The organism is Candidatus Odyssella thessalonicensis L13 (assembly GCF_000190415.1).
Lineage (GTDB): Bacteria > Pseudomonadota > Alphaproteobacteria > Paracaedibacterales > Paracaedibacteraceae > Paracaedibacter > Paracaedibacter thessalonicensis.
Map to the genome: position 1 here is coordinate 15,108 of NZ_AEWF01000004.1, position 24,508 is coordinate 39,615.

17 protein-coding genes are annotated in these 24,508 nt (G+C 44.1%); 3 read left to right on the forward strand and 14 right to left on the reverse strand.

Annotated elements, in window-relative coordinates; all coding sequences use genetic code 11:
* Positions 1-13: 13 nt before the first annotated feature.
* The 6 genes from HMO_RS0107320 to glyA all read right to left on the reverse strand — a co-directional run bounded on the left by HMO_RS0107320 (position 14) and on the right by glyA (position 8,332).
* Positions 14-847, reverse strand: coding sequence for a phospholipase D-like domain-containing protein (locus HMO_RS0107320; protein WP_010300743.1), 834 nt, complete (start codon positions 845-847; stop codon positions 14-16).
* Between the two features lie 159 nt (positions 848-1,006).
* Positions 1,007-2,110: a peptide chain release factor 2 gene (gene prfB / locus HMO_RS0107325; RefSeq protein WP_010300746.1), complete on the reverse strand. Its 1,104-nt coding sequence runs from the start codon at positions 2,108-2,110 to the stop codon at positions 1,007-1,009.
* 6 nt (positions 2,111-2,116) lie between these two features.
* On the reverse strand, positions 2,117-4,456 hold the full coding sequence (locus HMO_RS14225; protein ID WP_010300749.1) for a penicillin-binding protein 1A: 2,340 nt from the start codon (positions 4,454-4,456) through the stop codon (positions 2,117-2,119).
* A gap of 356 nt (positions 4,457-4,812) precedes the next feature.
* Entirely contained in the window at positions 4,813-6,591 is a 1,779-nt protein-coding gene (locus HMO_RS0107335) for an ABC-F family ATP-binding cassette domain-containing protein (protein ID WP_010300750.1), read from the reverse strand.
* A complete protein-coding gene (gene nrdR / locus HMO_RS0107340) occupies positions 6,588-7,073 on the reverse strand; it encodes a transcriptional regulator NrdR (RefSeq protein ID WP_010300753.1) in 486 nt (161 codons plus the stop codon). The genes HMO_RS0107335 and nrdR overlap by 4 nt, the downstream gene beginning before the upstream one ends.
* Positions 7,073-8,332 (reverse strand): serine hydroxymethyltransferase, encoded by a 1,260-nt coding sequence (gene glyA, locus HMO_RS0107345; RefSeq protein ID WP_010300756.1) that lies wholly within the window; start codon positions 8,330-8,332, stop codon positions 7,073-7,075. The genes nrdR and glyA overlap by 1 nt, the downstream gene beginning before the upstream one ends.
* A gap of 125 nt (positions 8,333-8,457) precedes the next feature.
* Here glyA and HMO_RS0107350 point away from each other — a divergent pair, with 125 nt between their 5' ends.
* Positions 8,458-9,462 (forward strand): hypothetical protein, encoded by a 1,005-nt coding sequence (locus tag HMO_RS0107350; RefSeq protein WP_010300759.1) that lies wholly within the window; start codon positions 8,458-8,460, stop codon positions 9,460-9,462.
* A gap of 58 nt (positions 9,463-9,520) precedes the next feature.
* Here HMO_RS0107350 and HMO_RS0107355 read toward each other — a convergent pair whose 3' ends face one another.
* A complete protein-coding gene (locus tag HMO_RS0107355; RefSeq protein ID WP_010300762.1) occupies positions 9,521-10,861 on the reverse strand; it encodes a hypothetical protein in 1,341 nt (446 codons plus the stop codon).
* Positions 10,862-10,945: 84 nt separating this feature from the next.
* Between HMO_RS0107355 and HMO_RS0107360 the strand changes: the two genes are divergently transcribed.
* Positions 10,946-12,313 (forward strand): MFS transporter, encoded by a 1,368-nt coding sequence (locus tag HMO_RS0107360; protein WP_217490996.1) that lies wholly within the window; start codon positions 10,946-10,948, stop codon positions 12,311-12,313.
* Between the two features lie 123 nt (positions 12,314-12,436).
* Here HMO_RS0107360 and HMO_RS15575 read toward each other — a convergent pair whose 3' ends face one another.
* The 7 genes from HMO_RS15575 to hflX form a co-directional block, all read right to left on the reverse strand.
* Positions 12,437-13,831, reverse strand: a complete 1,395-nt coding sequence (locus tag HMO_RS15575; protein WP_010300768.1) for an HAF repeat-containing protein — start codon at positions 13,829-13,831, stop codon at positions 12,437-12,439.
* A gap of 189 nt (positions 13,832-14,020) precedes the next feature.
* Positions 14,021-14,785, reverse strand: a complete 765-nt coding sequence (locus HMO_RS0107370) for a metallophosphoesterase (protein ID WP_010300771.1) — start codon at positions 14,783-14,785, stop codon at positions 14,021-14,023.
* A 203-nt stretch (positions 14,786-14,988) separates the two neighbouring features.
* Positions 14,989-16,545: a PAS domain-containing sensor histidine kinase gene (locus HMO_RS0107375; protein ID WP_010300774.1), complete on the reverse strand. Its 1,557-nt coding sequence runs from the start codon at positions 16,543-16,545 to the stop codon at positions 14,989-14,991.
* A 17-nt stretch (positions 16,546-16,562) separates the two neighbouring features.
* Positions 16,563-16,964, reverse strand: a complete 402-nt coding sequence (locus HMO_RS0107380; protein WP_010300776.1) for a hypothetical protein — start codon at positions 16,962-16,964, stop codon at positions 16,563-16,565.
* Between the two features lie 427 nt (positions 16,965-17,391).
* Positions 17,392-18,333 carry a GNAT family N-acetyltransferase gene (locus HMO_RS0107385; protein ID WP_010300779.1) on the reverse strand — a complete coding sequence of 314 codons (942 nt, stop codon included), beginning with the start codon at positions 18,331-18,333 and terminating at the stop codon, positions 17,392-17,394.
* Between the two features lie 698 nt (positions 18,334-19,031).
* Positions 19,032-19,688 carry a carbonate dehydratase gene (can, locus tag HMO_RS0107390; RefSeq protein ID WP_010300782.1) on the reverse strand — a complete coding sequence of 219 codons (657 nt, stop codon included), beginning with the start codon at positions 19,686-19,688 and terminating at the stop codon, positions 19,032-19,034.
* A 106-nt stretch (positions 19,689-19,794) separates the two neighbouring features.
* On the reverse strand, positions 19,795-21,078 hold the full coding sequence (gene hflX, locus HMO_RS0107395) for a GTPase HflX (protein ID WP_010300785.1): 1,284 nt from the start codon (positions 21,076-21,078) through the stop codon (positions 19,795-19,797).
* A gap of 398 nt (positions 21,079-21,476) precedes the next feature.
* Between hflX and HMO_RS0107400 the strand changes: the two genes are divergently transcribed.
* Positions 21,477-24,425 (forward strand): ankyrin repeat domain-containing protein, encoded by a 2,949-nt coding sequence (locus tag HMO_RS0107400; protein WP_010300788.1) that lies wholly within the window; start codon positions 21,477-21,479, stop codon positions 24,423-24,425.
* Positions 24,426-24,508 lie beyond the last annotated feature (83 nt).

The window sequence follows — 24,508 nt, forward strand, 5'->3', positions numbered from 1 at the left end:
ACTAATTCTGTATTCATTCTTCCCCGGACATTCTTCTTATCTCTTTCACAATTTCCTTGCACAGAAGTTTAAGCTGAAGTTTACAGGTTTCTTTTTGTTCTTTATCTGTTGCTTGTTCCATCGCTTTAAGAACATCGCTTAATTCTTGTGAAAAGCTGACCTGTTTAGACAAGGGTAATTCGCCAATTAAGCTGTTAACAGTAGTTGCTACCTCCAGTTCGTCCGCTTCACAAGCATTTTCAAAAAAAACTAACGCCTCACTATAAGCATTGGTAGACTTTGCTAACGCATGTAATTGGGCTAAAGAAGTCTCAATTAACTCTTCTGCTTTGGCTCCTCTAACAGCTAATGATTGCTCCAGATTTGAAAGAAGGCTTTCCGGATTGCGTACCGCGGACAGCCAATTAAAAGAGCCAATCACTATTAAATCTTTATCTTTAATTAGGGTGTGGGTTTGAACCTTATCTAAAATCCGTACATGGGTATAAGCAGGGTTGAGAAGTTTTCCGACCTCAGTAGCGTTGGCTTTTAGAACGGCCCAATAATGATCCAGTTTCCGATCAGTATAAATTGTAACTTTAATACCAGCCTGTTGTTTTGCTTCGATCAACTCTAAGATCTTATCTTCATTTATCGCCCAACTTGAAAGATAGGGAGAAGCAATAACAAGTCGGTCTCGCGCCTCTTTAATAGAGGTTTCAAGAAGGTGGCGGTGGGCTTCTGGCGTGGTTAAAACTTCACTATCGCTGGCTAAGAGGGTGTTGGGAGCGCTTAAGATTAAAAAGGCTGCAGCATAAAATGATAGGTTTCTTAATTTTAGTTTGAAGTGAGTCACAAAGAAATACATGGCGCCCTTCCTTATCCTAGTGTTGTTAAAGGAGATCTTAGGTGGTCATCCTTCTTAGCAAGGCTAGCCTTAATATTAAGTTGGATATTTAGCTCTGCCTCTCTTATATGACTTGACCTTAACAGGGTAACAAGCCTTCCTAAAATAACTTTATAGAAGCTACTCGCCGCCAATGCGTTGGGCTAAGGCTGCTTCTAGGTAGTCATCAAGATCGCCATCAAGGACCCCTTGAGCATTACCTTTCTCTACCCCTGTGCGCAAGTCTTTGACCATCTGATAGGGCTGCAATACATAAGAACGAATTTGATGGCCCCAGCCAATCTCCGTCTTGGACGCAGAAGCGGAAAGGGCCGCTTCTTCACGCTTGCGCAACTCAAGTTCATAAAGCCGTGCTTTTAACATCGACATGGCTTGAGCGCGGTTGCGATGTTGTGAGCGATCATTTTGGCATTGCACCGCGATATTGGTGGGTAAGTGAGTAATACGAATGGCGCTTTCCGTTTTATTAACATGTTGTCCGCCCGCCCCCGAAGCCCGATAAGTGTCAATGCGCAGATCTTTTTCTTCGACCACAATATCAATGGAGTCATCAATTTCAGGATAAACCCAGACGGAGGCAAAACTGGTATGACGGCGCGCATTGGAATCGAAGGGAGAAATGCGGACGAGACGATGCACGCCACTTTCAGTTTTTAACCAGCCGTAGGCTTGAAAGCCGGAAAATTTCATGGTAATCGATTTTAAGCCTGCTTCATCTCCAGGATTCTCATCAATTAGCTCAATTTTATATTTCTTCGACTCGGCCCAGCGGCTGTACATGCGGGCTAGCATTTGTGTCCAATCTTGGGCTTCGGTCCCTCCCGCACCAGCATTGATTTCAATAAAACAGTTATTGGCGTCAGCTTCCCCGGATAATAATGTTTCCAGCTGCAATCGGCCACATTCTTTTTGTAAATCAAATATGGCTTGTTCGGCCTCGAGGACAATACTATCATCGCCTTCAAGTTCGCCCAGCTCGATGAGACCGATATTGTCAACCAAGCGTTGCTGCAAAGCGCGAATTTTACTCACCGCATTGGTTAACGCTTCACGTTCTTTAAGAAGCTTTTGAGCCGCCGCCGGATCATCCCACAAAGTTGGCGATTCTGCTTGTTGATTTAGGGAAGCAAGTTTTTGGACAGCATTATCCCAATCCAAATGGCGTTTAATGAGGCTAAGATTTTGTTCCACCAATTTGGCGGCGCTATCAATTTCGGCGCGCATGGATGACTATCCTTCTATAATATCAATAATTTCACTGTCTGTTTTTTCTTCTTGTTTTATCTCATTTTTGATAGGTTCTGCAACCACCTCAAAATCTTGGGGATTACATTCCTCAAAAATATATGGCTCTTCTTCTGTGAGAAGGGCCGGTTCTCTTTTAATCGTGGTGATCTCAAAATGAGGTTTAGGGCGATGCGTATAGATGTGCTCGATAAAGTCTTTGAAAATCGGGACAGCAAGTCTTCCCCCTGTCTCCCCATTGCCGAGGGTTTTTGGCTGAGGAAAGCCGATAAAGACGCCGACCACTAGATCCTTGGTAAAGCCAACAAACCATGCATCATTATAATTATTGGTGGTACCGGTTTTTCCCGCGACCTCAAATCCAAGCGAGGTCAGCGACCGGGCTGTGCCATTTTGCGTCACTCCCACCAGCATCGAGGTAAGGTTAATAATACTTTCAACCGAAGCTATTCTTTCCTGGGGCTGTAAGCCATCGACAATAGTGAATAAGGTTTCTCCGTAACGGTCTTGCACCCAATCAATGGTATGGGGCGTTACTTTATAGCCGCCATTGGCGATGGCTGCATAGGCTGCAACCAAACGTACGACCGTTGTTTCGCCGGCGCCTAAGACCATAGCTAACTGTTTGGGCATATGATCGTTAATGCCGAATCTTTTTGCACAATCAATAATAGAGTTCATGCCGACTTTTTGGGCCAGACGTATGGTCATGACATTGCGCGATTGCTCGAGGCCAATTCTAAGGGGACAGAGTCCTAAATAACGGCGACTATAATTTTGGGGCGTATAAAATCCTCGCTTGCCGCCGAGGCTGATGCTGATGGGGGCATCGAGAACTTGGCTTTCAGGACTCATACCCTGCTCAAGCGCTACTAGATAAACAAAGGGTTTAAAGCAGGATCCGGGTTGTCTAAAGGCTTGGATGGCACAATTGAATTGAGTGCTTTCGAAATCATATCCGCCGGCTAAGGCTAATATTCTGCCCGTTTTGGGATCCATGGCAACCAGCGCCCCGGTCACATTGGGAACTTGTTCTAATTTAAAGTGATCATCTTCGCTTTTGCTGACCAGAATCACATCCCCTTGACGAACGATTTCTTTCATGTGCCGTGGTGGTAGTCCGACCTTTTGGCCGACAAGACAAGGGGCGGCCCAGTGGCAATCTGCTAAAGTTATCACTCCCTCAGAGCCGCTGGCAAATCCGATGCGCGCCTGATTAGGCTCTACTTTAATAACAACCGCTTGTTCCCACGGCGCAATCCCTAATGGCTTTTTCAGCTTCTTTAATTCGGCGAGCCAGGGTTGAGAGGTATCTGATTTTTCCCAATTGATCTGGGTCACTGGCCCTCGCCATCCATGCCGGCGGTCATAATCCGTAAGGCCTTGTCGCAAAGAGCGCTCAGCAGCTTTCTGAAGCTCGATGTTCATGGTGGTCCGAACTGTCATGCCGCCCTGATGCACTTGAGTATTGCCAAAGCGCTGCGTTAATTCACGGCGAACTGTATCGGTAAAATAATCAGCCTTAATAGGCAGCTCGCGATGGCGACGAAAGGATAATGGTTGAGCTTTTGCCTTTTCTGCTTCTGAGATCGTGATCATATACTCTTGCGCCATGCGCTCGATAACCCAATTGCGGCGAGCTTGGGCGCGAGAGATGTCTTCGTTCTTAGTTAGGGTGGTCGGCGCCTTAGGTAGTGCCGCTAAAAAGGCGGCCTCATCAATGGTTAACTCTTCTAACTCTTTATCAAAATAAGTCAGCGCTGCCGAAGCAATACCGTAAGTGCCGGCACCTAGGTAGATCTGATTGAGATAAAGCTCAAAAATGCGATCTTTAGGCAGCGTAAATTCCAATCGCATTGCAATAATGGCTTCCTTAATTTTGCGCCCAAAGGTTTTCTCATTACCTACCAAGAAGTTTTTTGCGACCTGCTGCGTAATGGTCGAGGCCCCCGTGGGATGATCTTTCCAAGAATTGGTGAAAGTGTTAATCAGCGCGGCGCGAAGGGTTCCTAGAAAATCAATGCCAAAATGATAATAAAAATTTCGATCTTCGGCGGCCATAAACGCATTTCTAACACGGTTCGGAATCTGATGAAAGGGCACAAACAGGCGCCGTTCAACCGCATATTCTTGGAGGAGCTGCGCATCACTGGTGTACAGGCGGCTCATCATCGGCGGCTCGTAATCTTTTAAGAAATCGTACTCTGGTAACCCCTGACCATATTTAATGAAAATAAATAAGCCTGCCGCAACAAAAGTGGCAAGGACAATGCTGATACTAGAAAGAACGCGAATAAAAGCCTTTAACAGCGGGCGATGGGACATGGTTTACTAATAATCAGAGAGATCTTTTCAAAGTATGCCAAGTTTTTGCTTTAATGGAAAGAGGTTGACATGAAAAGCAAGGTATTACCAGCTTTGTCGACCGCTGAGAAGTTTAAAGGGAGGGAAACAAGCAGTATCTCCTAAAGCAGGAAAGAAGGGATATGCCCTTTAAACTGGCGCAGAGTTTTAACCGCTGTAAGGACGATTTAAACGACAAGGAAAGCTCATAATGTTTAAGTTTTCCTTCTCGCCTCTGCTGAAAATTTCAGCCTTATTTCCCGTTCGGGGTATAAAAAGAGCATTCAAATTTCATTATGACATCAGTAGGGGCACCGTTAATTTTCGAACTCCTCTATTCAGCCTTCAATCTTCTCGCTGAGCTCCAGCCATTTTAGTTCCATCTCATCCAGTTCCGTCTTTGCTTGCTCTAAGCGGGCAGATAAGGTTGTGAACTCTTGCGGGTGTTGCTGATAGAATAAAGGGTTGTCAAGCTTGGACTCAATAATTTCGATTTCTTGCTCCAACGCCTTAATCTTTGTTGGTAACAGCTCAAATTCGCGCTTTTCATGATAGCTAAATTTTCTCTCGGAGCGCGGTTTCGAAGCGGTCGGTTCAGCTTTTTCTTTAGGAGAGTTCAATTCTAGTTTTGGTTTGCGCTTTGCCAGATAATCAGAATAACCCCCCGCATATTCGATTACTTCACCATCGCCTTCCACAGCAATAATTGAGGTCGCTAAACGATCAAGAAAGTCGCGATCATGGCTGACAATAATAAGCGTTCCCTCAAATTCACAAAGAAGTTCTTCCAGCAAATCGAGCGTATCCATGTCCAAGTCGTTGGTAGGCTCATCGAGAACCAATAAATTTCCTGGCTGAGTGAAGGCTTTGGCGAGGGCTAGGCGATTTTTCTCGCCACCAGATAAAATGGAGACAGGACTGCGGGCTTGTTTGCTATCAAACAAGAATTCTTTTAAGTAACCCATGACATGACGAGGTTTACCCTGGATCATTACATGATCGCCCCCGCCAGGGCAGAGGCTTTCCCATAAGGTCTCCTGGGGATTTAAAGTATCGCGCATCTGATCTAAATAGATGAGATCGACACTGGCGCCCATATGGCAGCGTCCTTCATCCACGGGAATCTCTTTAAGCAGCAGCTTTAATAAGGTGGTCTTGCCCGCCCCATTAGCCCCGACAATGCCAATCCGATCGCCCCGTTGGATAATGGTGGTGAAGCCTTTAACAATACATTTGTCGCCAAAGTACTTGGTTAAATTATGGCATTCGATGACTAGCTTGCTGGAGATTTCACCGGATACATTCCCCAAACTGGCCCCTTTAGGACGATTTTGCAAGCGGCTGCGCTTTTCCTCGCGCATGGCCATCACTTGACGCAGGCGGCCTTGGTTACGTTTACGCCTCGCGGTAACCCCACGGTGCACCCAATCTTCCTCTAAGCGTAACTTGGCATTCAGTTTCGCCAGTTTGCGTTCCTCGTCTAAAAGCACCGCCTCCGTCCAACGATCAAAGTCTTCATAGCCTTTATCATTGCTTAGCAATATGCCGCGATCAATCCACCAGGTGGCATTAGAAACCCGTTTTAAGAAACTGCGATCATGGCTAATTACCACAAAAGCACCGCGAAAAGATTTCAATGTGCTTTCTAACCATTCAATGGCAGGAATATCCAGATGGTTGGTGGGCTCATCCAACAACAGAATGTCTGGATTCATCACCAAGGCCCGAGCAATCAGGATGCGACGCTTTTCACCGCCGGAAATATTGGCCATTGACTGGTGAGGATTAAGGCCAACCTCACTTAGAACTGCCTCTACTTCAAAGTGCGGTTTGCCAGTGTGGACCATAATATGCTCTATAACTGTCATGTGGGCCGGTAGCGGCTCATCTTGAGGCAGGTAGGCTATAACTGTGCCCGGTTGCGTGAAATACTCCCCGGCATCGGTTTCAATGAGGCCGGCAATAACCTTGAGCAGAGTCGACTTACCGCAGCCATTACGTCCCACCAGACAAATGCGATCCCGTGGATTAATCTGTAAGGATAGTCCTGTAAATAAGGGTTTGCCTCCAAAGGAGAGAGTCATATCGCGCACTGAGTAAAGAGGGGGCTGTGTCATGGTGTTTCTTGCGGGAGCGGCCGGTTTTGAGCCGCCTCTTTCATGTTAGAGATAAATTCAATAAAATCGGAGACGTTGTTAAATTCATGATAGATACTTGCAAACCTAACGTAAGCAACGGCATCGAGATTCACCAGGGCTTCCATAACAATGGAGCCAATGGCCGCCGTGGGAATCTCAGCATCTCCACTGGTTTCTAAACGGCGCACAATACTGGAAATGACCCGCTCGATGCGCTCAGCCGGTACCGCCCGCTTATGCAGAGCCATAACAATTGATTTAGCGAGTTTATCGCGGTCAAAAGGAACGCGGTTGCCATCTTTTTTAATGACCACCAGGTCGCGAAGTTGAATGCGTTCAAAGGTGGTAAAACGGCTGCCGCATTCTTGACAAAACCGCCGCCGCCGGATGGCTGATTGATCATCTGTATTGCGAGAGTCTTTGACAGCTGTATCTGTATGACCGCAGAATGGACAACGCATTAAGTATACCTTACATCAGAATAAATAGGATAGGCAGCACACATCTCAATAACCGCCTGCTTAATGCGGGGGTTCGGCTGCTTGCCAGCCGCAAGATCTTCAAGGACCTCAGCAATCCAATGGCCGATCTGAATAAACTCTGGCTCCTTAAATCCGCGCGTGGTCGCTGCAGGAGAACCAAGGCGGATACCGGACGTGACCATGGGAGAAAGCGGATCATTAGGAACGCCATTTTTGTTACAGGTAATATTGACGTCTTCCAAAGCCTGGCAACTATCCTTACCTGTGACTTGCTTTTGACGCAAATCGACGAGCATTAAATGGGAGTCAGTGCCGCCTGAGACAAGGTTAAAGCCATGGCTTAGCAAGGTGGTGGCTAAAGCTTGAGCATTGGCGATAATTTGCTGAGCATAAACTTTAAACTCTGGCTGCAGCGCTTCTTTAAAAGCAATGGCTTTAGCGGCAATAACATGCATTAATGGGCCGCCTTGTAGGCCGGGGAAAACTGCAGAATTAATCTTCTTGGCAATATCTTCATGATTGGTAAGAATAATACCACCGCGCGGACCCCGCAGTGTTTTATGGGTCGTCGACGTTACTATATGCGCATGAGGCAAGGGGCTAGGATAGACGCCGCCGGCCACCAGGCCTGAAAAATGTGCCATATCGACCATTAAATAGGCCCCGACCTCATCAGCGATCGCTCTAAAGCGGGCAAAATCAATGGTCCGGGGATAAGCCGATCCGCCGGTAATAATTAGCTTAGGTTTATGCTCCTGGGCCAAACGTTCTACGTGATCGTAATCAATTAAATGGGTTTCAGCGTCCAGCCCATAACTAATAGGTTTAAACCATTTTCCCGATTGATTGACGGAGGCTCCATGGGTTAAATGGCCACCGGCATCCATGGACAATCCTAAGAAAGCATCACCAGGCTGAAGCAGGGCCATAAAAACTGCTTGATTAGCTTGCGCCCCTGAATGCGGTTGAACATTGGCAAAGCCACAGCCAAAAAGTTCCTTCACCCGCTCTATGGCTAGGTTTTCAGCAATGTCGACATATTCACAGCCGCCATAATAACGGCGCCCCGGATACCCTTCAGCATACTTATTGGTCATAATGCTGCCTTGTGCTTCTAAGACCGCTTTTGACACAATGTTTTCTGAGGCGATCAACTCAATCTGATGTTGTTGACGCTCAAGTTCTTGTTGAATTGCAGCGGCGATCTCAGGGTCTTTTTGAAAAATTTCACGTATCATTGTTAATCTTTGTCCTCATTATTTGCTCTGAGTATAACTTTTGAGGTTAAATATGTACACCGCTTTTGGTAAAAGCAAAGCGATCTGATATAATAAACTTAGATAGTTCTATTTTGAGACAAAAAATGGCAAAATTTTTAAAATATTGTTTTTACGGCATCACACTTATAGCCATTTCGCTGACCTGTCAGTATGCTTATCAAGGTTTTGTTGGTGATCTATCTATTCAACCGATCAATCGTTATAGTGCCCCGGATCTCGAAGCGCCTGAGCCGACCGGCCGACCGCCGGTGTTCTTGGTTACTTATGCCGCGGGTGGAGAGCAATATTTTCGCAATCAAAATGCAGTGGCTCAATATGCCCTGAATAAGGGAATTGATTTCATTTTAAATTACCGCAAGTCGCATCTGGATAAGGATTTCTTTGAAAAAAACCGCAGCATTTTCAATGAAAAAATTGGAGCAGGCATGTGGCTGTGGAAACCTTATATTATTTTAAGGACTCTGGAGAGTGCCCCAGATGGCTCAATCATTCTTTATCTGGATTCGGCCTTTAAGGTCCGCCAACCTATTCCCCGCTTTGTTGAAAACCTCGGCAATAATGATATAATGCTGTTGCAAGAACAAGATTATAAAGCCGGGGCCTTTGTCAAGGGCGACAGCTTCCAGCTTTTAGATTGCAAAGAGGAGGGCTGTCGTCAAGCGCCGCTAGTGCGCAGCGCCATTATCGTGATTAGGAATTCCTCGCGCAGCCGCGACTTTATCAAGAAGTGGTTGCAGGCGTGTGAGCAAGAAAAAGCCCTGAATGCAACATCTTATAATCTTATGCCCAACTACCCTGAGTTTAAATGGCATCGTTTCGATCAGTCTATTTTGAGCCTAATTGCCTATAAAAATCCTGAGGGCATCAAGATCGTCAAGGATGAAAACATTGATAATTATTTCCTCTTGTTTCAGCGTAAAGACGAAAAAAGCTCCTCAGCCAGGAATTGGTACTCAATTTATGGTGTTGAGCCTCTGGCTAACCGGGATAACGCTGCCAAGAAAACCTCATCCCTGAGCCTGATGAATCTGACACCGGTGGTGTGGTTGCGCCGGCAAATCGCCAAACGCTGGGATGTCGGGGGCTAAATAAAGGAGGCGTCATCGCTCTCTTTATCACGGCGCCTGGCCAAGCTTTCTAGAGTTATCAAGAATCTGCTTCTAACTCTCGCAATTGTTTGATTGTTTGCCAACGATTAGCCCGTGCTGCCACTAGAAGTTTAAAAGTCGCTTTGGAGCTATTTTTAGGGTCAAGAAAAGTTGATGATAAACCTATAGCTCTGATACCATCCTGAGCTGGATTAAAAAGATCTCCCGCCTCATCTAATGAGCAGAGCAAAGTTTGATATTTATGATTAAGTGGATTTATATAACACATATAATACTCATAATCGAAAGTCTCCCGTCCACGCATCGCAATAGTAGCCCGAGCCGCGAGACGCATCATTTTATCAATAAGATCTTTTTGATAAAGGATCACTTGTAAACGTGAAGTCAAAGTAGCTATTTTCAGCCGCTCCAAGGCACGTAACTCCCTACATTTTCCGTCAATAAATATTTGCTTTATAGTCAACTTTGCAGCCTGGCTAAGTTTTAAAAATATCTCTGCGTGTTTAAAATCTAAGAGATCGCTTGCAATTAGCCCCAAAGCATAAAGACTAAGATCACCGTCGTAAGCGTATTGAGTCGGAACCTGCTCAAATAATTCCTTCAATTTATTAAAATTGTAATCCAGTATAACTCGGTCATTCAATTGCATCGTCTCATCTTTAGCTTCGAATGCTAAAGCTTCCATATGCTCTAGGCAGCGGATTTTATAGTTTTTAGCATCCTTTAAGCAACGAATTAAAGGTAAGCTTAAATTAGTAAAAAATTGATTGGTACGGATTCTGTTTTCGATCAATCTTTTAAGGATATTTTTACCTTTTTCAAGGGCGATTATTGCATTTTCTAGAGCTTGTGAAGAAGATAGATGGGCCTTGTCCAGTTCTAAATATTGTACAAGATTTAATGGACCAGGGTAGTAGCGTGAGGTAATATGGTCTAACTTACTTATATTGGTTTTATAATAATTATTAAAATGAATTCTATAATCCGGCGTATCAGTCATTAGAGGATGGTAACTATTATTAGTTTTTATTTGCTGCATGATGGCTACTGAGGCCAACTCTACAAAATTTCCAAATTCAAAGGATAACTGTTCTAAGGGTAAGTCGAGCGCTTGTAAGTGGTGCTCGAAGTCTAAATACCTTGCTTCCTCGTAAGTAGCAGCTTCTCTTTCTCGCTCTTGTAAGGCAGAGATTGGTGGCTCCATAGTATAGGCTGCTTGGTTGGCTGAAGCCCATAGTAGGCTTAGCGTTAATTTTATTTTAATAGTATCATGAGGTCCTCCTTGAGATTTAATCATTAGTGAAAAAGGACACGGTGGAAAGACCTTAAAGTTAATATCGTTGAGCCGTAAATGCTGATGAGGGAAGCGAAGCCGCATGGTTTTAGCTGCCTCTCTTCATAACTTTTTAATACCTATGAGGGTACTCTAGGGGCAGGCTTAATTGCATGGATGTTAGTGACAATGACCGAGGGATTACCGCTGCTGCAAAGGCGTTGGGCAATGCTCAGTATCATTATGGCTGTCTGTTTATCGGTTCTCGATAGTACCATTGTCAATGTAGTTTTGCCGACCATTGCTCAAGATTTGCAGGCCAGTGCTAAGGCCTCCATATGGGTTATTAATGCTTACCAGCTAACGTTAAGCATTTGCTTGTTACCGTTGTCCTCTCTCGGGAATAAGGTTGGCTATCGTAAAATTTATTGTCTAGGGTTGGTTATTTTCTCGGTTGCCTCGCTGGCGTGCTCATTATCGACGAGTCTTATTATGCTCACCTTATCGCGGGTTCTGCAAGGGATCGGAGCGGCCGGTGTTCTAAGTATGAATGCCGCTATTGTTTATCTTATTTATACTAAGAAGGATCTGGGGCGCGGCTTAGGGTTAATAGCTTTTAGTGTGTCCGTGTCGGCCGCTTTGGGGCCCACCATTGCTTCCCTGGTGCTGTCGCTTGGCCCGTGGCAATGGTTATTTGCCCTCAATGTGCCTTTCGGTTTAGCGGCCTTATGGATGGCCAGCCAACACATTCCCGATTCCGCCACGCGCACTGATTTTGATGGCGCCAATTCTCTTTTATATGCTGTTACGATTGCTATTCTTATCATTAGCATTGACGGGATGGGCTATGAGCTCAATTTGCTGTCAATGCTGGCAGGACTATTGTGTGCCGGTGGCCTAGGGTACATTCTAGTGCGACGAGAGCTCAAGGTCAGCTCGCCGCTTTTTCCGGTGGACCTGTTTAGGATACCGATTTTTGCGGCCTCCATTGCTGCTTCTATTTGTTCCTTTATCGGGCAGATGGCGGCCTATACCAGCTTGCCGTTTTTTATCCAAACTGTCTTAAATCGCAGCGCAATTGAGACGGGGCTGTTGATTACCCCCTGGCCGATTGCAGCAGCTTTGACAGCACCAGTAGCAGGCCTGCTTTCCGATCGTTTTCCAGTGGGAATTTTAGGGGCCATCGGTCTAACCCTTTTTTCGGCAGGATTGTTTCTTCTTTCTGCCCTTACCGCCGAGGCTACAAGTTTCGAAATTATGTGGCGTATGGCCATATGTGGTGGCGGATTCGGAATTTTCCAAGCGCCCAACAATCGTGCTATTTTGAGTTCTGCTCCTCTGCATCGTAGCAGCGCGGCAGGCGGGATGCAGAGTACAGCCCGATTAATCGGCCAAACCATGGGCGCAACCATGGTCTCGTTCACTTTTAGTTTAATGTTGCCCCATCCCACACAAAAGGTTTTATATGCGGCCGGATTATTGTCGCTTATGGCAGCGGGCGTGAGTATGATTCGACTCAACCCCAGAATTAGCTCATCCGTTCAGCTTCCAAGATGACAGAAGGACCCGCTAGTGTGTTGAATGGGAATATCGAAGATGAGCTTCGCCTCAGGAAAAAAGGCAGTATCGCGAAATAGCTTTTATAAGGAGACTCCCTTCAGCCTCCTTATATCAAACGGGCTAGTAGCCACGGTTAAATAAGTTATCTCTGGGAAGAACAGCTCGCCAAATGAAAGTTTCAGCATTAGGATCGCTGTCATCAAATATGGCGTCTCCCACCACAGTTGTACCCAGCGGTGTGATGGCCCCTGCCCAAATCAATTTACAGTTGGGCGGTAAAAGATCTTGGTCACTGAGTAATTCCTGAATAGATTCCATACCTTTTCCCGGCGTCCAGCGAAAGGCTTGAGATTGATTTAAATTTGGTCCCTTTCCTGCTTCTCCCACTATTACTGAGCCATCAACGTTTGTTGCGATAGCTTGGCTTTTAGGCATTCCATTTAAGGTACCGAGTGAGACCATGCCCTCTTTGGCTGTCCAGCGAATAGCTCTTAACTCATTCTGTTGTTTTCCATCACTGGCACAGCCAATAACGATAGACCCATCATAATTTGTCGTATGAGCATAGCTAAAATTTCCGCCATTTAAGGTTCCAAGGGAGACCATGCCGTCTTGCTCCGTCCAGCGGAAGGCTCTTTTCTGTCTGTTCTCTACGGCTTCACCTACAATAATAGACCCATCATAATTTGTTGCCTGAGCATTGCTATAATTACCGCCATTTAATGTACCTAAGAAAAGTATGCCTTCTTGAGCGGTCCAACGGAAAGCAGTGCCTTCTGCTTCACCGACAATGACAGAGCCATCGAAATTTGTGCCCTTAGCAAAGGTGTAGCTAGGTAGGGTGCCCTTTGCGGTTCTTAAGGTAACCATACCCTCGTTCGCTGCCCAGCGGAAAGAACTTTTAACCAATCGGCTAGCCTCATTAACTATGTTGCTGCCGATGATAACGGTTCCATCAAAATTGGTGGCACAAGCCTGATTAGAGCTTTCCCCTAGAAATGTTATGCCTTCCTGAGCTGTCCACCGGAAGGCTTTTGTATTTTTCGATTTATCTTTATCACATGCTGTCCCGACAATGACCGATCCATCAAAGTTTGTTGCAAATACTCCAGCATCATTTCCTTTATTTAAAGAGCCCAATATGGCAAAGGCAGGAATACAATTTGCTCTCACTAATTCCTTATAATTTTTGTCGCCAGCAAGTCCTGGCAGTATTAAAAGTTGAGCTCTTCGGGCATACTCTCTCCACAGATTATTATCCTGCATTAATTGTTTCCATTTATGACAGGTGAGAGTCGGTGAAAAAATGTCCTTTAGATTAAGAAAAGAAAATATATGCATCACGATTTCGTCGGGCAAAATATCAATCTCACAAGGGCTTTCTTGCAAGGTTTGCTGAATTACTCGTTGCTCCCCGAAGCTTGCTTCGGAGGGCGCCCCTTCCATGGCAGAGAGATTTATTGTTGGCCAAGTTGCAAAGAAAGTTAAGGTAATAAGAGTTACAAGATAAGGCATTGCATTCTCCTGATCTATAATAGAACTACTGGCTAGTCTTGTTTAATAATAGAATTAATGGAAATAATTTAGTAAAATTTTACAAAAGTTAAGACTGTATATCTCTTTAACAGTCTTGAGGAATATGGTTTCTTGAAGGTAAACGGGCAGCTAATGTCTCGGTCTTAAAGCCTGCTTTAGCCTATTATTTTAAGCCTCAATCGGCTTAGTGGGGACACAATATATCTGTGCTGCCTTTTCTGAAATGAGCTCTTTTTCGGGATAACGCAGCGCCGTAAGTTTGCCGCCAAATACACAACCGGTATCAATATTAATGGTATTATTTATCCATTGCGGGTCAGGAATGGGTGTATGACCATAAACGATCAAGGTGTTGCCTTGATAATCCTGGGCCCACGGATAACGCACCGGCAGACCGTAATGATCGATCTCTCCTGTGGTCGGACCATACATACAAAACGCCCGGATAGAGGCGGACTCGCGGCCCATATAAGCTTCTTTCAAAGCGGCATGAACGATGGCAAGCTTGCCGCCATCCACAACACAATGACTGGGGAGGTGGGCCAGGAAGTTAAGCACTCTCTCTTTAAAAGCAGCCGATTCGCACGATAATTGTGTGATCGATTCCTCCAAGCCATGGGCTACTTTAACATTGTGACCCTGGAGATAGCGTTTAAGCTTGTCATCATGATTGCCGTTGACGCATATAGCGATGCCTGTTTCGACCATATCCATAACCAGACGCAGAACTTCTGGGGTTTTGGGGCCGCGATCCACTAAGTCTCCGACAAAGATAACTTTGCGCTGCTGAGGATGGGTTACCAGATAGTGGTTGCCATCGTTATGGAGACCATAGCCTAACTTGCTAAGAAGTTGATATAATTCATCAAAGCATCCATGGATATCTCCAATTATATCAAAGAGGCCTTTTTCTTGGGTCAGATTAGTCGTCATCGCGGTCCGTTCCATGCTAATACAGTCAAATGCTAGGGCGCTCAGCAGATAGACACGGCTAAACCCTTCCCTATAATAGCTACTTAATTGATCCTCTTTTAAAAGGGGATGAGGTCATGGTAATAATCTGGCGGGCCCTTGGCCCAACTGTAGTCGTCTTGAGGTTATCTGTAAATATTCTTAATTGGTCGGCGGTCTCTTAATTATGGTTGCGTGGCTTCCTTAACATTATTTTCTGGGAACAGAAGATAAAAAGTCGACCCTTCGCCGGGCTTGGAATGAAACCATATCTTGCCCCCGTACAAGGACATGATCTTCTGGCAGGCCGATAAGCCAATTCCTGACCCAGTTTTTTCCGGCTTTGTCCTTAAGCGTTTCCCGAGTTTAAAGATGTAATCTTCAGCTTCCTGAGGAATGCCAATACCGTTATCAGAGACTGCATAAACTGTGGCACCACTGAATCGTTTTGAGCGAATTCTAATGTGGGGAAATTTTTCAGTATACTTGACACTATTGGTGATAAGATTTTCAAGAATTACGGCCATATGCTGTTCTCTGATTCTGATGGGATGCAGTTTCCCTTTCTCAATTTGGCAGGTGGGATTAATAGGCGACGAATAAAGGGGGACCAGAGTCTTCTCTATAAGATTAGTAATATTTAGGCTTTGAGACGGAGCCTTTAAGGGCTTGGTTCCCATCTGCGCAAGCGTACCAATGCCTTTGATTAAATCTTCCATGCGTTCCATGGCCGCTTTAATGGAAGAAAGCATCAAATTACCTTCTTCATCAATATCCTGCAGATAATTATTTTCTAGAATCTCTGTGTAAATTTTGAAAGCCCTAAGGGGTTGAGCAAGATCATGGCAGGCAAATGTGGTAAACTCTTCCAGCATTTCATTCGTCTTCTTTAGCTCTTGGTTAACTTTAAGGAGCTCATCTTGCTGAAGTCGGGCTTGTTCTTGGGCCTCATAAAGGGGACTACTATCCACAGCTATGCCGGCAAATTTCACAATGTCGCCTTTGCCATTATAGATGGGGAAGCGATAAAAGCTGGTGTGGCGCCATGAGCCATTCTCGAGTTTGTAACGGAAATAACCCTGCCTTACCGAAGGACTTGCCTCCGGATCATAACATTTCATTAAATTTTCGAGATCATCGGGATGAATCCTATTGAGAAATAAAGAGGGATCTTTTACATAATCTTCAGGGGTAATGCCGTAATACTCTTTAAAACTGGGGCTGACATAATACAGTTCACCAGCTGTAATAGGGCTAAGCCACACGACAGCACTCATGTGTTGAATTATTTGCTCAATGATCTCTTGTCGAGGGAAACTAATTTGAGTAGCGTAAGTCTTTTGAACAAAGCCTTCTATAATTCCATTGTGATCTACAGGAGGATATAATTCAATATACAGGTTAGCCTTATGCGAATCGGTCGCCCATACACAGCCGAATTCTAAGCGTTTCAACTTGCCTTCGATAAGGGAATTAATCCGAGTCATAAAGGTCATCTCAAATTTATTTTTACCGATAAAGTCTGCAATGTTCTTGCCAATAAGGTCGGCTCTGTACTGCCCGACTAACTCTAGAAATTCGTCACTAATTGCGTTGATGAATCCATGGGCATCCACATTAATAATCCCCCCATTAAACCTTTTGGAAAGATGGCGAAGAATTGATTCTCTATAAATAGTGTCTTCTTGAGCCGACTTTGGCTTAGAGGTAGTCAGAGGGATAATATTTGAAAAAGAAGCCATTCTAAAACTCCTGTCTGTTAAACAATTACATTTGTTGCATAAAAAACCCCACAGAAAATTGTCGGGCTGGTGGGCCGAAAACATAAATCGTATAGGCGTTTATGCATTTGCAATTGCTTTCCTCTTGCTGCAGTTGAATTAGAGCAGAGAGAGTGCTTCACAGTCGGCCTTAAAAATTCTGAATATCTAAATAGATCACGCCAGATAGGATAACTTGTCATAAAGTTTGGAAAAATAGCAGAGCTACACTTGCGGTTGGGTCGTAGGGTGGGCCACTTTGAGCGTTGGTGGCCGCTAAGGCTCATCTTAAAATCTCTGTCATTTTTTCTGGCTTTCCATAACGCGCTACTTTTTTGAGCATTGATTATGACTTGCTTCGCTTGGGTGTCAGCACTCATGTTAAGCTCAAAGATAGGCATTACATTTTCCTAAAACTTCTATGATTCCTTCAGTCGTTAGATATAATAAATAATGATAGAAAAAATTTAGCAAGTTTTTTTTATTGCATCAATGGTTATCAACCTACCATTTAATCCTCTGAAAAGAAAGACTCATTGCAATATAAATTTAGGGTAACTAAAATCTAACGCCGAGTAAGATGGGATAGAAAGTGACGCGTATGAAGAGGGAGCAGTTTTATGATTAAGCTTTAAATGAAGTAAATCTTTACTTTCCAGGAAGCCTAAGGTTAGACGCTTAGGGTAGTTTAAACCGGGTTAAAATTGTCGGCAAAGAGCATTCAGGTGAAAGTGATCGTAGATGTTAATTGATAAATGAGAATTAAGTAAGGGGGCTAGCTTTTTATCTAGCCGATTATAGATAATCAGCTAGCCATCACAAACGTGTTTAAGAGAGCTTCTTCTCAAAGTGGAATTTAATCCGGTCCCACCTTACATGCTTGCTGAAGACGCGTTTCTTTCCGTCAAGGTCAATCATAACATACCGCTGTCTCGCTTTAAGCTGCTGTGAGGACTCTTCTCCATTGTTGAATAAAGTGAGTAGTTCGGTCTCTAAGGCCTCGTAATTCTGCTTCAAGGAGCCTCCAAAATCCTTGTGGTCATAGTCGGCAATAATTTCTTCTGGGTTTGGAACGTTGCATTGGGCGGCCTCAAATCCCAGGCCGGTCAAAATTTTCCAAGAGGCAACATTGGATGGGCTTGCAGTTGCATCAAGCTGCTCCAGCTCTTTGCCGCCAAAACACTGAAACGCCTGACGGATATTAGCATCTGCATCTCCATTTAACTCTTGGCCCAGCCCAAGGCGTCTAACTTCAGGGGCCCACTCATTAATAATGGCTGTGACCAAGGATTTTCCTAATGCCTGTCCCCAGAACTCAGGTAGGCTTGCATAAGCAATCTCTGATGTCCCGGGACGGTCGCCCCCACCAGCAACCATATGCATAGCGCGCTGTTCACCATTGACAAGGACCATCATTAAGCCATGGGGATGGCCTTTGCCAAAACGATTATTAATTGAATCCTCACATCTGGATTTAGTAAGATTTACATCACGTCTTTGTCCATCCGCAAATCCTTTCATAACTGTTTCATTGTCGAATAATTCTTGGTGGAAAGGGATATCTTCACTGTTAATCTCTCTTACTATCCAGCTACCACTGTTGAATGAACCCGACAACTTAACATGCAAGCCTGTGGCCTCAGCTTGGTTGTCAAAACTAAAAATTGCAGAAGCAAATTGTGATGCTTGAACGTCCTGAGGTGTTAGGGGGAGGCCGAGGAGGGTAGCCAATAAACTGGCGGGAAAAAAACTTCTTTTTATGTTTCTCATTGCTTGTGAATCTTTCTTGATAGTAAAAACAGAAACATTATTAATCGCGATCTTTAATTAAACGCTAAGTAAAAAATATTATATATTTTACGACTGTAATCTCTTTGCTTGATAATCATGTAATTTTTTCGTTTTATTCTATTAATTCTTATGAACCAGCTTCTCAAGGACTTACTACATTAAGTGACGGTGTAACCATTTAGGATAAATAATGTTAATGAAGCTATTAGTGGGTTTTTTAGGTTAAATTTTATAAAAAATTAACTTTGAAAAAAACACAAAAAATCCAAATACTTAGTAAGTAAAATGATGCGGTTTTCCTTGGGAATACCTCTGTTGAACAGCCCAGTTGTCTTGACTTTTCCCTCAGATAACAGTTAATAACATAAGATATTAATGAGGGGAAACCTTAAAAGTTAACACATAGTTGTCAGTAAAATAGGAATAAGCATATGAATCAGGTACAATTAGAAAATTGTATGTCTCAGCCTTGCCTTACGATCTTCATTATGAAGAAAACGAAGTAGGATATAAGGGTAAAGCCTAACCTATGCGCTTTACCCTTTATAACCTCTCTTTACCGCGTCCTTCTTGATCTTCCATACTTTTATCCTTAGAATGATCTTCCCTCCATAGAAGCAGGGTCGAAGGTAAAGTAAGGTAGCTTTCTTAGACGCCAGGGGGTGCCATCCTATAATCTATTTCTGATATTTAAGAAAGACAGTGGTAATTGCTGAATCATATAACGCCTGAAGGTCGGCAATATTATTAAGAGAGATGTCTAAATCACGAACAATACCATCATGCAATTTATAGATCCATCCGTGAATGGTTAAGTCTTGCTTCCTATTCCAGGCATCCTGGACGACCGTGGTATGGGCCACATTAGCGACCTGTTCAAGTACATTTAACTCGCATAAAATATCCCAACGCTGTTCAGCAGTAAATGTCTCAAAGGCATCTTTAAATTTCTGACGAATGTCTTGAACATGGCGTAGCCAATTATCAATTAGCCCCATTTTTTGGTTGGTAAGGGCTCCTAAGATGCCACCACAGCCGTAATGGCCACACACAATAATATGCTTAACCTTCAAGACATCAACTGCATATTGGATAACCGATAAGCAATTTAAATCGGAATGGACAATAACATTGGCGACATTACGATGGACGAAGACATCGCCAGGGGGCAGGTCAACAATTTGATTGGCGGGTACTCGACTATCTGAGCAACCAATCCACAGGTATTCTGGGGTTTGACGGTGAGATAGTTCCTCAAAAAAGGTGGGATTATCTCGGGTCATTTTCTCTGCCCAGCGTTTATTGTTTTCAAGTAAATTTGTTAAATTTTTCATTTTAAAATGATCACTGTCTTAACGGACGCTAATTCCATACTATATAGGCTAATCCCTGAAGATAGCAATAATAAGTATAAGCTAATCTAAGCTAAGCCTTATATAATTAAGGAAGAAGACTCGGATTAAATCTAGCCTTAAACTTCTCAAGAGCTTGAGGGCTAATTTGGAGCTTGAGGTGAATTGAGGCCTCACTATCTTCGCGTCCAATTATAGCGCCCTGTCGGTAGAGCCAGGCGAGGGCTTCGCCCGCCTGCAACGGTAGCTCAAACTCAAGGAGCTGGGTATGACGATTTAGTTGTCGGTCAATCACTTTTAAAAGTGTATCGAGACCTGCGCCAGTAGCAGCGGAGACTAAGAGTTCAGTCTTCTTGCTTCGCTCTTGCAGCAGGTTTAGGTGGGAAGGCGCCAATAAGTCAATTTTATTGAGGACATTCACCACCGTCCCATCCTCTAATTCCTTTTCCAATCCGAGTTCTGTGAGGACTTTATTGACTTCTTGGGCTTGGTAAGTGCTATCCGGATGCGAACAGTCCTGAACATGTAAGATTAAATCAGCAGCACAGACTTCCTCAAGGGTGGCGCGGAAAGCAGCAATCAGTTGGGTAGGAAGATGAGAAATGAATCCTACGGTGTCAGACAAAATAATGGTGCGGCCGCTGGGGAGCTTGATTTGTCGCATCGTCGGATCTAGGGTGGCAAAGAGCATGTCTTTGGCAAGTACTTGGGCGTGGGTCAGCTTGTTGAACAGCGTTGATTTACCGGCATTGGTGTAACCGACTAAGGCAACCACGGGATAAGGAATATCAGCACGGGCTGAGCGATGTAAACTGCGCGTGCGTTTAGTTTTTTCCAGCTCAGTTTTGATGCGAATAATGCGCTCATCAATCATGCGGCGGTCTAATTCAAGCTGCGTCTCTCCGGGGCCCCCAGTAAAGCCAAAGCCTCCGCGTTGGCGCTCTAAGTGAGTCCAGCTACGGACAAGGCGGCTGCGTTGATAAGTTAGGGCGGCTAATTCCACTTGGAGACGCCCTTCAGCCGTGCGCGCCCGTTCACCAAAGATTTCGAGAATAAGGCTGGTGCGATCAATTACCTTACAATTCCAAGCTTTTTCTAGGTTCCGTTGTTGGACGGGGGTAAGCGGACCATCAAAAACCACTAATTCTATTTGATGCTCAGAAATAACTTCCTTTAAAGCTTCGACGTTGCCTTGGCCAATCATTGTGGCAGGAGTAACTTTCTTGAGCTGAATCAGTTGAGTATACACAATATCCAGATCAATAGCTGCCGCCAAGCCCACAGCTTCTTCAAAGGCTGCTGTCAGATCATACTCATTCGTCTTTTGATGGGAAATGTGGAGTACACAGGCAATTGTTCTTGGTTCTTTCATTGGCGCTCTTCTTTTTAGGGGATTAACTTTTACCTTTGACTAAGTATAACTTAATCAGATTTTCTAACAGAACTAAAATAAAATGTATCCTCGAAAAGGAGCTACACAAAAATTAATATTTTTTTACGCTTTTTAACCCCGTTCTCATCGCAGAGAAATTAAATCTTGATTTTCCTGGAAAGATACCAATTTATATCTTAAGGATTATGAAAGGCTGATAATTATGCTTAAACTTAACTCTTTAGGGGCCTTAAGTCTTAATAGCATGACTTTGATGACAGCTAAGGTTTTAGTGTAATATCCGCTCTTTTCTAAAGTAGAGGCCGCTCACTAATTAACTCTACTGTGAAAACAGCAAGAATTAATCCCAACCTATCATGCATAAGTGGATGTAAACAATGCGACAAAAATTGAGAACATTAAGCCTTTATTTTATGGGAGCTCTAGCAGGTTCCTGCCAACAAATAGATGAGGCCCAGATCGGCGACCTTTATAACAGATTCTCACCTGGCTCTCAGCATCTTTCCCCGGTCAATGGCTTGTTAGCGCTGCGTTCCACCCTGATTGATAATATTCGCTTCCAGGGAAAATATGGGCCTTATAATCAGAGCTATTTATGCCATTATCAGATCACAAATCCGCCTGCTGGCATTGAACCGTCGACTGATCGGGACTGTCCTCAAGACGCCACCACTGCAGTTATCCAACAATTGTTCCCAAGTGCCGCAGGCGGCCGTTTAGTGTTGCCCACCCGTAAGCATGACTTCTTTAATGCTCTTCCTTTGACTAAAATAGGGGAGCTGTTAGAATTGTATACTCAGCTCAAGCAAGATAAAACAAGTCAGGACGAGGCTTACAACAGTTTGAAAAGGCTCTTTAGAGCCTGGATACTTTCGTCACAGAGTAAAAACTCATCACAAAGTTTTCTCAACTCCCATAAACGCAATGAACTAAAGAAGTTATGGGCCAGTCAATTTGATAATTTAGAGGCTTTGGCGGATTCCTATGCAGCAATTTTTGCGGGCTCGCTGCAAGAAGCGCAGGACTATCCTCACCATATTATTGAATCTGCCTTACTCGCCTTTGTCTGCAAGAAGTCTGCAACCGCAGCAGATTTAGAGCCGCTGTTACAAGCTTTGGGCCGGCATTTAGTGCCGTCTCCTTTCAAAACAGAGGAATACTCTCAAGCATGGTATACGCAATGGAAACACTCTGCTGTCCACAATAATACTGTTCAGCTAGAAGGTTTTCTCGCTCTTGCGCACAATCCGGAAAACCTTATCTTTACGACGCTTGCTTACGATAAATACGAGAATCCTTATCCTAAAATGTTGGGCACGGGGCAGGCCAACCATACATACCTGGATCCTGTAACCGGGACAGTTGTGAAAGCAACTTTTTCAGATTGTGGTGAAGCAGCGCTCAGGAATTTTCTGAATATTATGCTCGCCGATCCAAAGACGCAGAGTTTTAGAATTGATCATTTAAAGGCCGTATTTCCGCATGCCTCTTCAAAGCTTGTTCAATTTTATGAAGGCAATCCGCACGCGTTTCACGCTTATAGCCAGCTCCATTATACGGATATTATTGGTCATGCAATTGATCGCTCAGCCTGGGCGGATGTGGTCTCAAGCTTAAATGAGGCGGAAGATACTTTAAAAGTCCGGTATGCTGACGCAGGTGGGCGTTGTAATCTTAGGCCCGGCATCGATAATATCTTTGTGGTGCTTGCAAAGCTTCTTAATGATGATCAGTTAACAGCTATGATCGCTCACCCGCCCAAAGAAGCCAGAAAAAACCGCGCTGATATGATGAGCTATATACTGAATAAATTGTCGCGGCGAGACGAGGTTTACTTTTCATGGCATGTTAAGTATCAACGCGAATCTATTGAAAATATTGCTGATTTAACCCTTCAGATTAACCATAGGGATCAGTATATCTGGCAGTTTCTACCCCAGCATTTCGAATTTAATAGCATCGAAAAGTCTTCTCTTAATAAGGATTGGCGCCGTAATTCCTTAGAACCGCTCCAGCAGCTTATAACGCAGTATAAAGAAACAAACCCATCTCTTCTTGGTCAATTATTAAATTTTTACCTAAATCGGCCACAGGTAAAAAAGATACTCAAAGATCTAGCTCTAAAAACTGAGATGCAACCTTTTCTGTTGGAGATTTTCTACACTTCCTCTTTGCAAGGTTTGGATCAAAAATTGAAGGCACTGGATCTCGGATTTACTCTTAGTCCTGCGCATCCACTTTTTCAGCAGGTCGCTCGTAAATGGCTGAATGAGGTCCCGGATGACGCGGCTAACAATCAAGCGCTTGTCGTTTTTATTGATCGCCACAAAGCCTCTTTTGGTGACGATGTGTTTACGCATGAAAGCTATCCGCGCCTTAAAGACCTGTATGAGAAAACTCTGCAAGAATTAAATGCTAATCCCAATAACCTCTTCAATTATATGAACTATTTCTCTCAAGACTTAATCCTCTCAAGCTTAGAAAATAAGACCGCTGAGGAAATTGCCAGCATTAAAAATAGGCGGGGTGAAACACTTTTAACTGTGGCTTGTACTAAGGGATTAGCTAAGCTTGTAAAAGGGTTGCTTCACCGCGCAGGAGAGGCGTTATTAGTGCACGTCAACCCTTCCGAAGGAAGAGACAATCCACTCCATATGAGTTCTGTCTTAAAGAACCCTAAGCTCCTGACGGCTTTTTTGAAGCATAGAGCAGCAAGGGAAATTCTCTTCAATCAGCAAAATCTTAAAGAGTATGGGAAAACATCTCTCCATATAGCCGCAGAAGTTGGAGCAGATGAAGCTATAAAATTATTGCTTAACATCGAAGAGGTTAGAAAAATTCTCCTTAGTCCAGAGAACATTAAAACAGATATGGCAAAAACGCCTCTGCATTGGGCAGCGGAGAAAGGACATGCAGCTATAGTAAAGCTACTGCTTGAAGATGTTGAAGTTTGCCGTCTCTTCTTAGATCCCGAAAACATTCGGGAATGGCAAAGCAGGACACCTTTAGAAAGTGCTATCCAAGCAGGCCATGCTCAGGTTGTCCAAGCCTTGCTCCAACATCCCCAAGCGCGAACAATTTTCCTAAGTGAGGAGAATATTAAAGATAAATACGGAGCCTCTTTGCTCCATCATGCTGCCCATTATGGAAATACAGAAGTAATACAGGTTCTTTTAGCTGATGACGAAGTTAAAGAGCTTCTTTTTAATGACAAGAATTTTAAGGATGCTGACGGGGATACGCCCATCGACTATGCCACCCGCGCCCGCAATCCTCAGGTGATTGAATTACTTAGAGAAGCTCATCAAAGCTTAGAGAAACAGTAGCTAGATGCTTAACCTAGCATCACTGTGGTATTAGCTTTCATAGAGCCGATACTTGGCAACGTTTCTTCTAGCTTTGCGGTTGT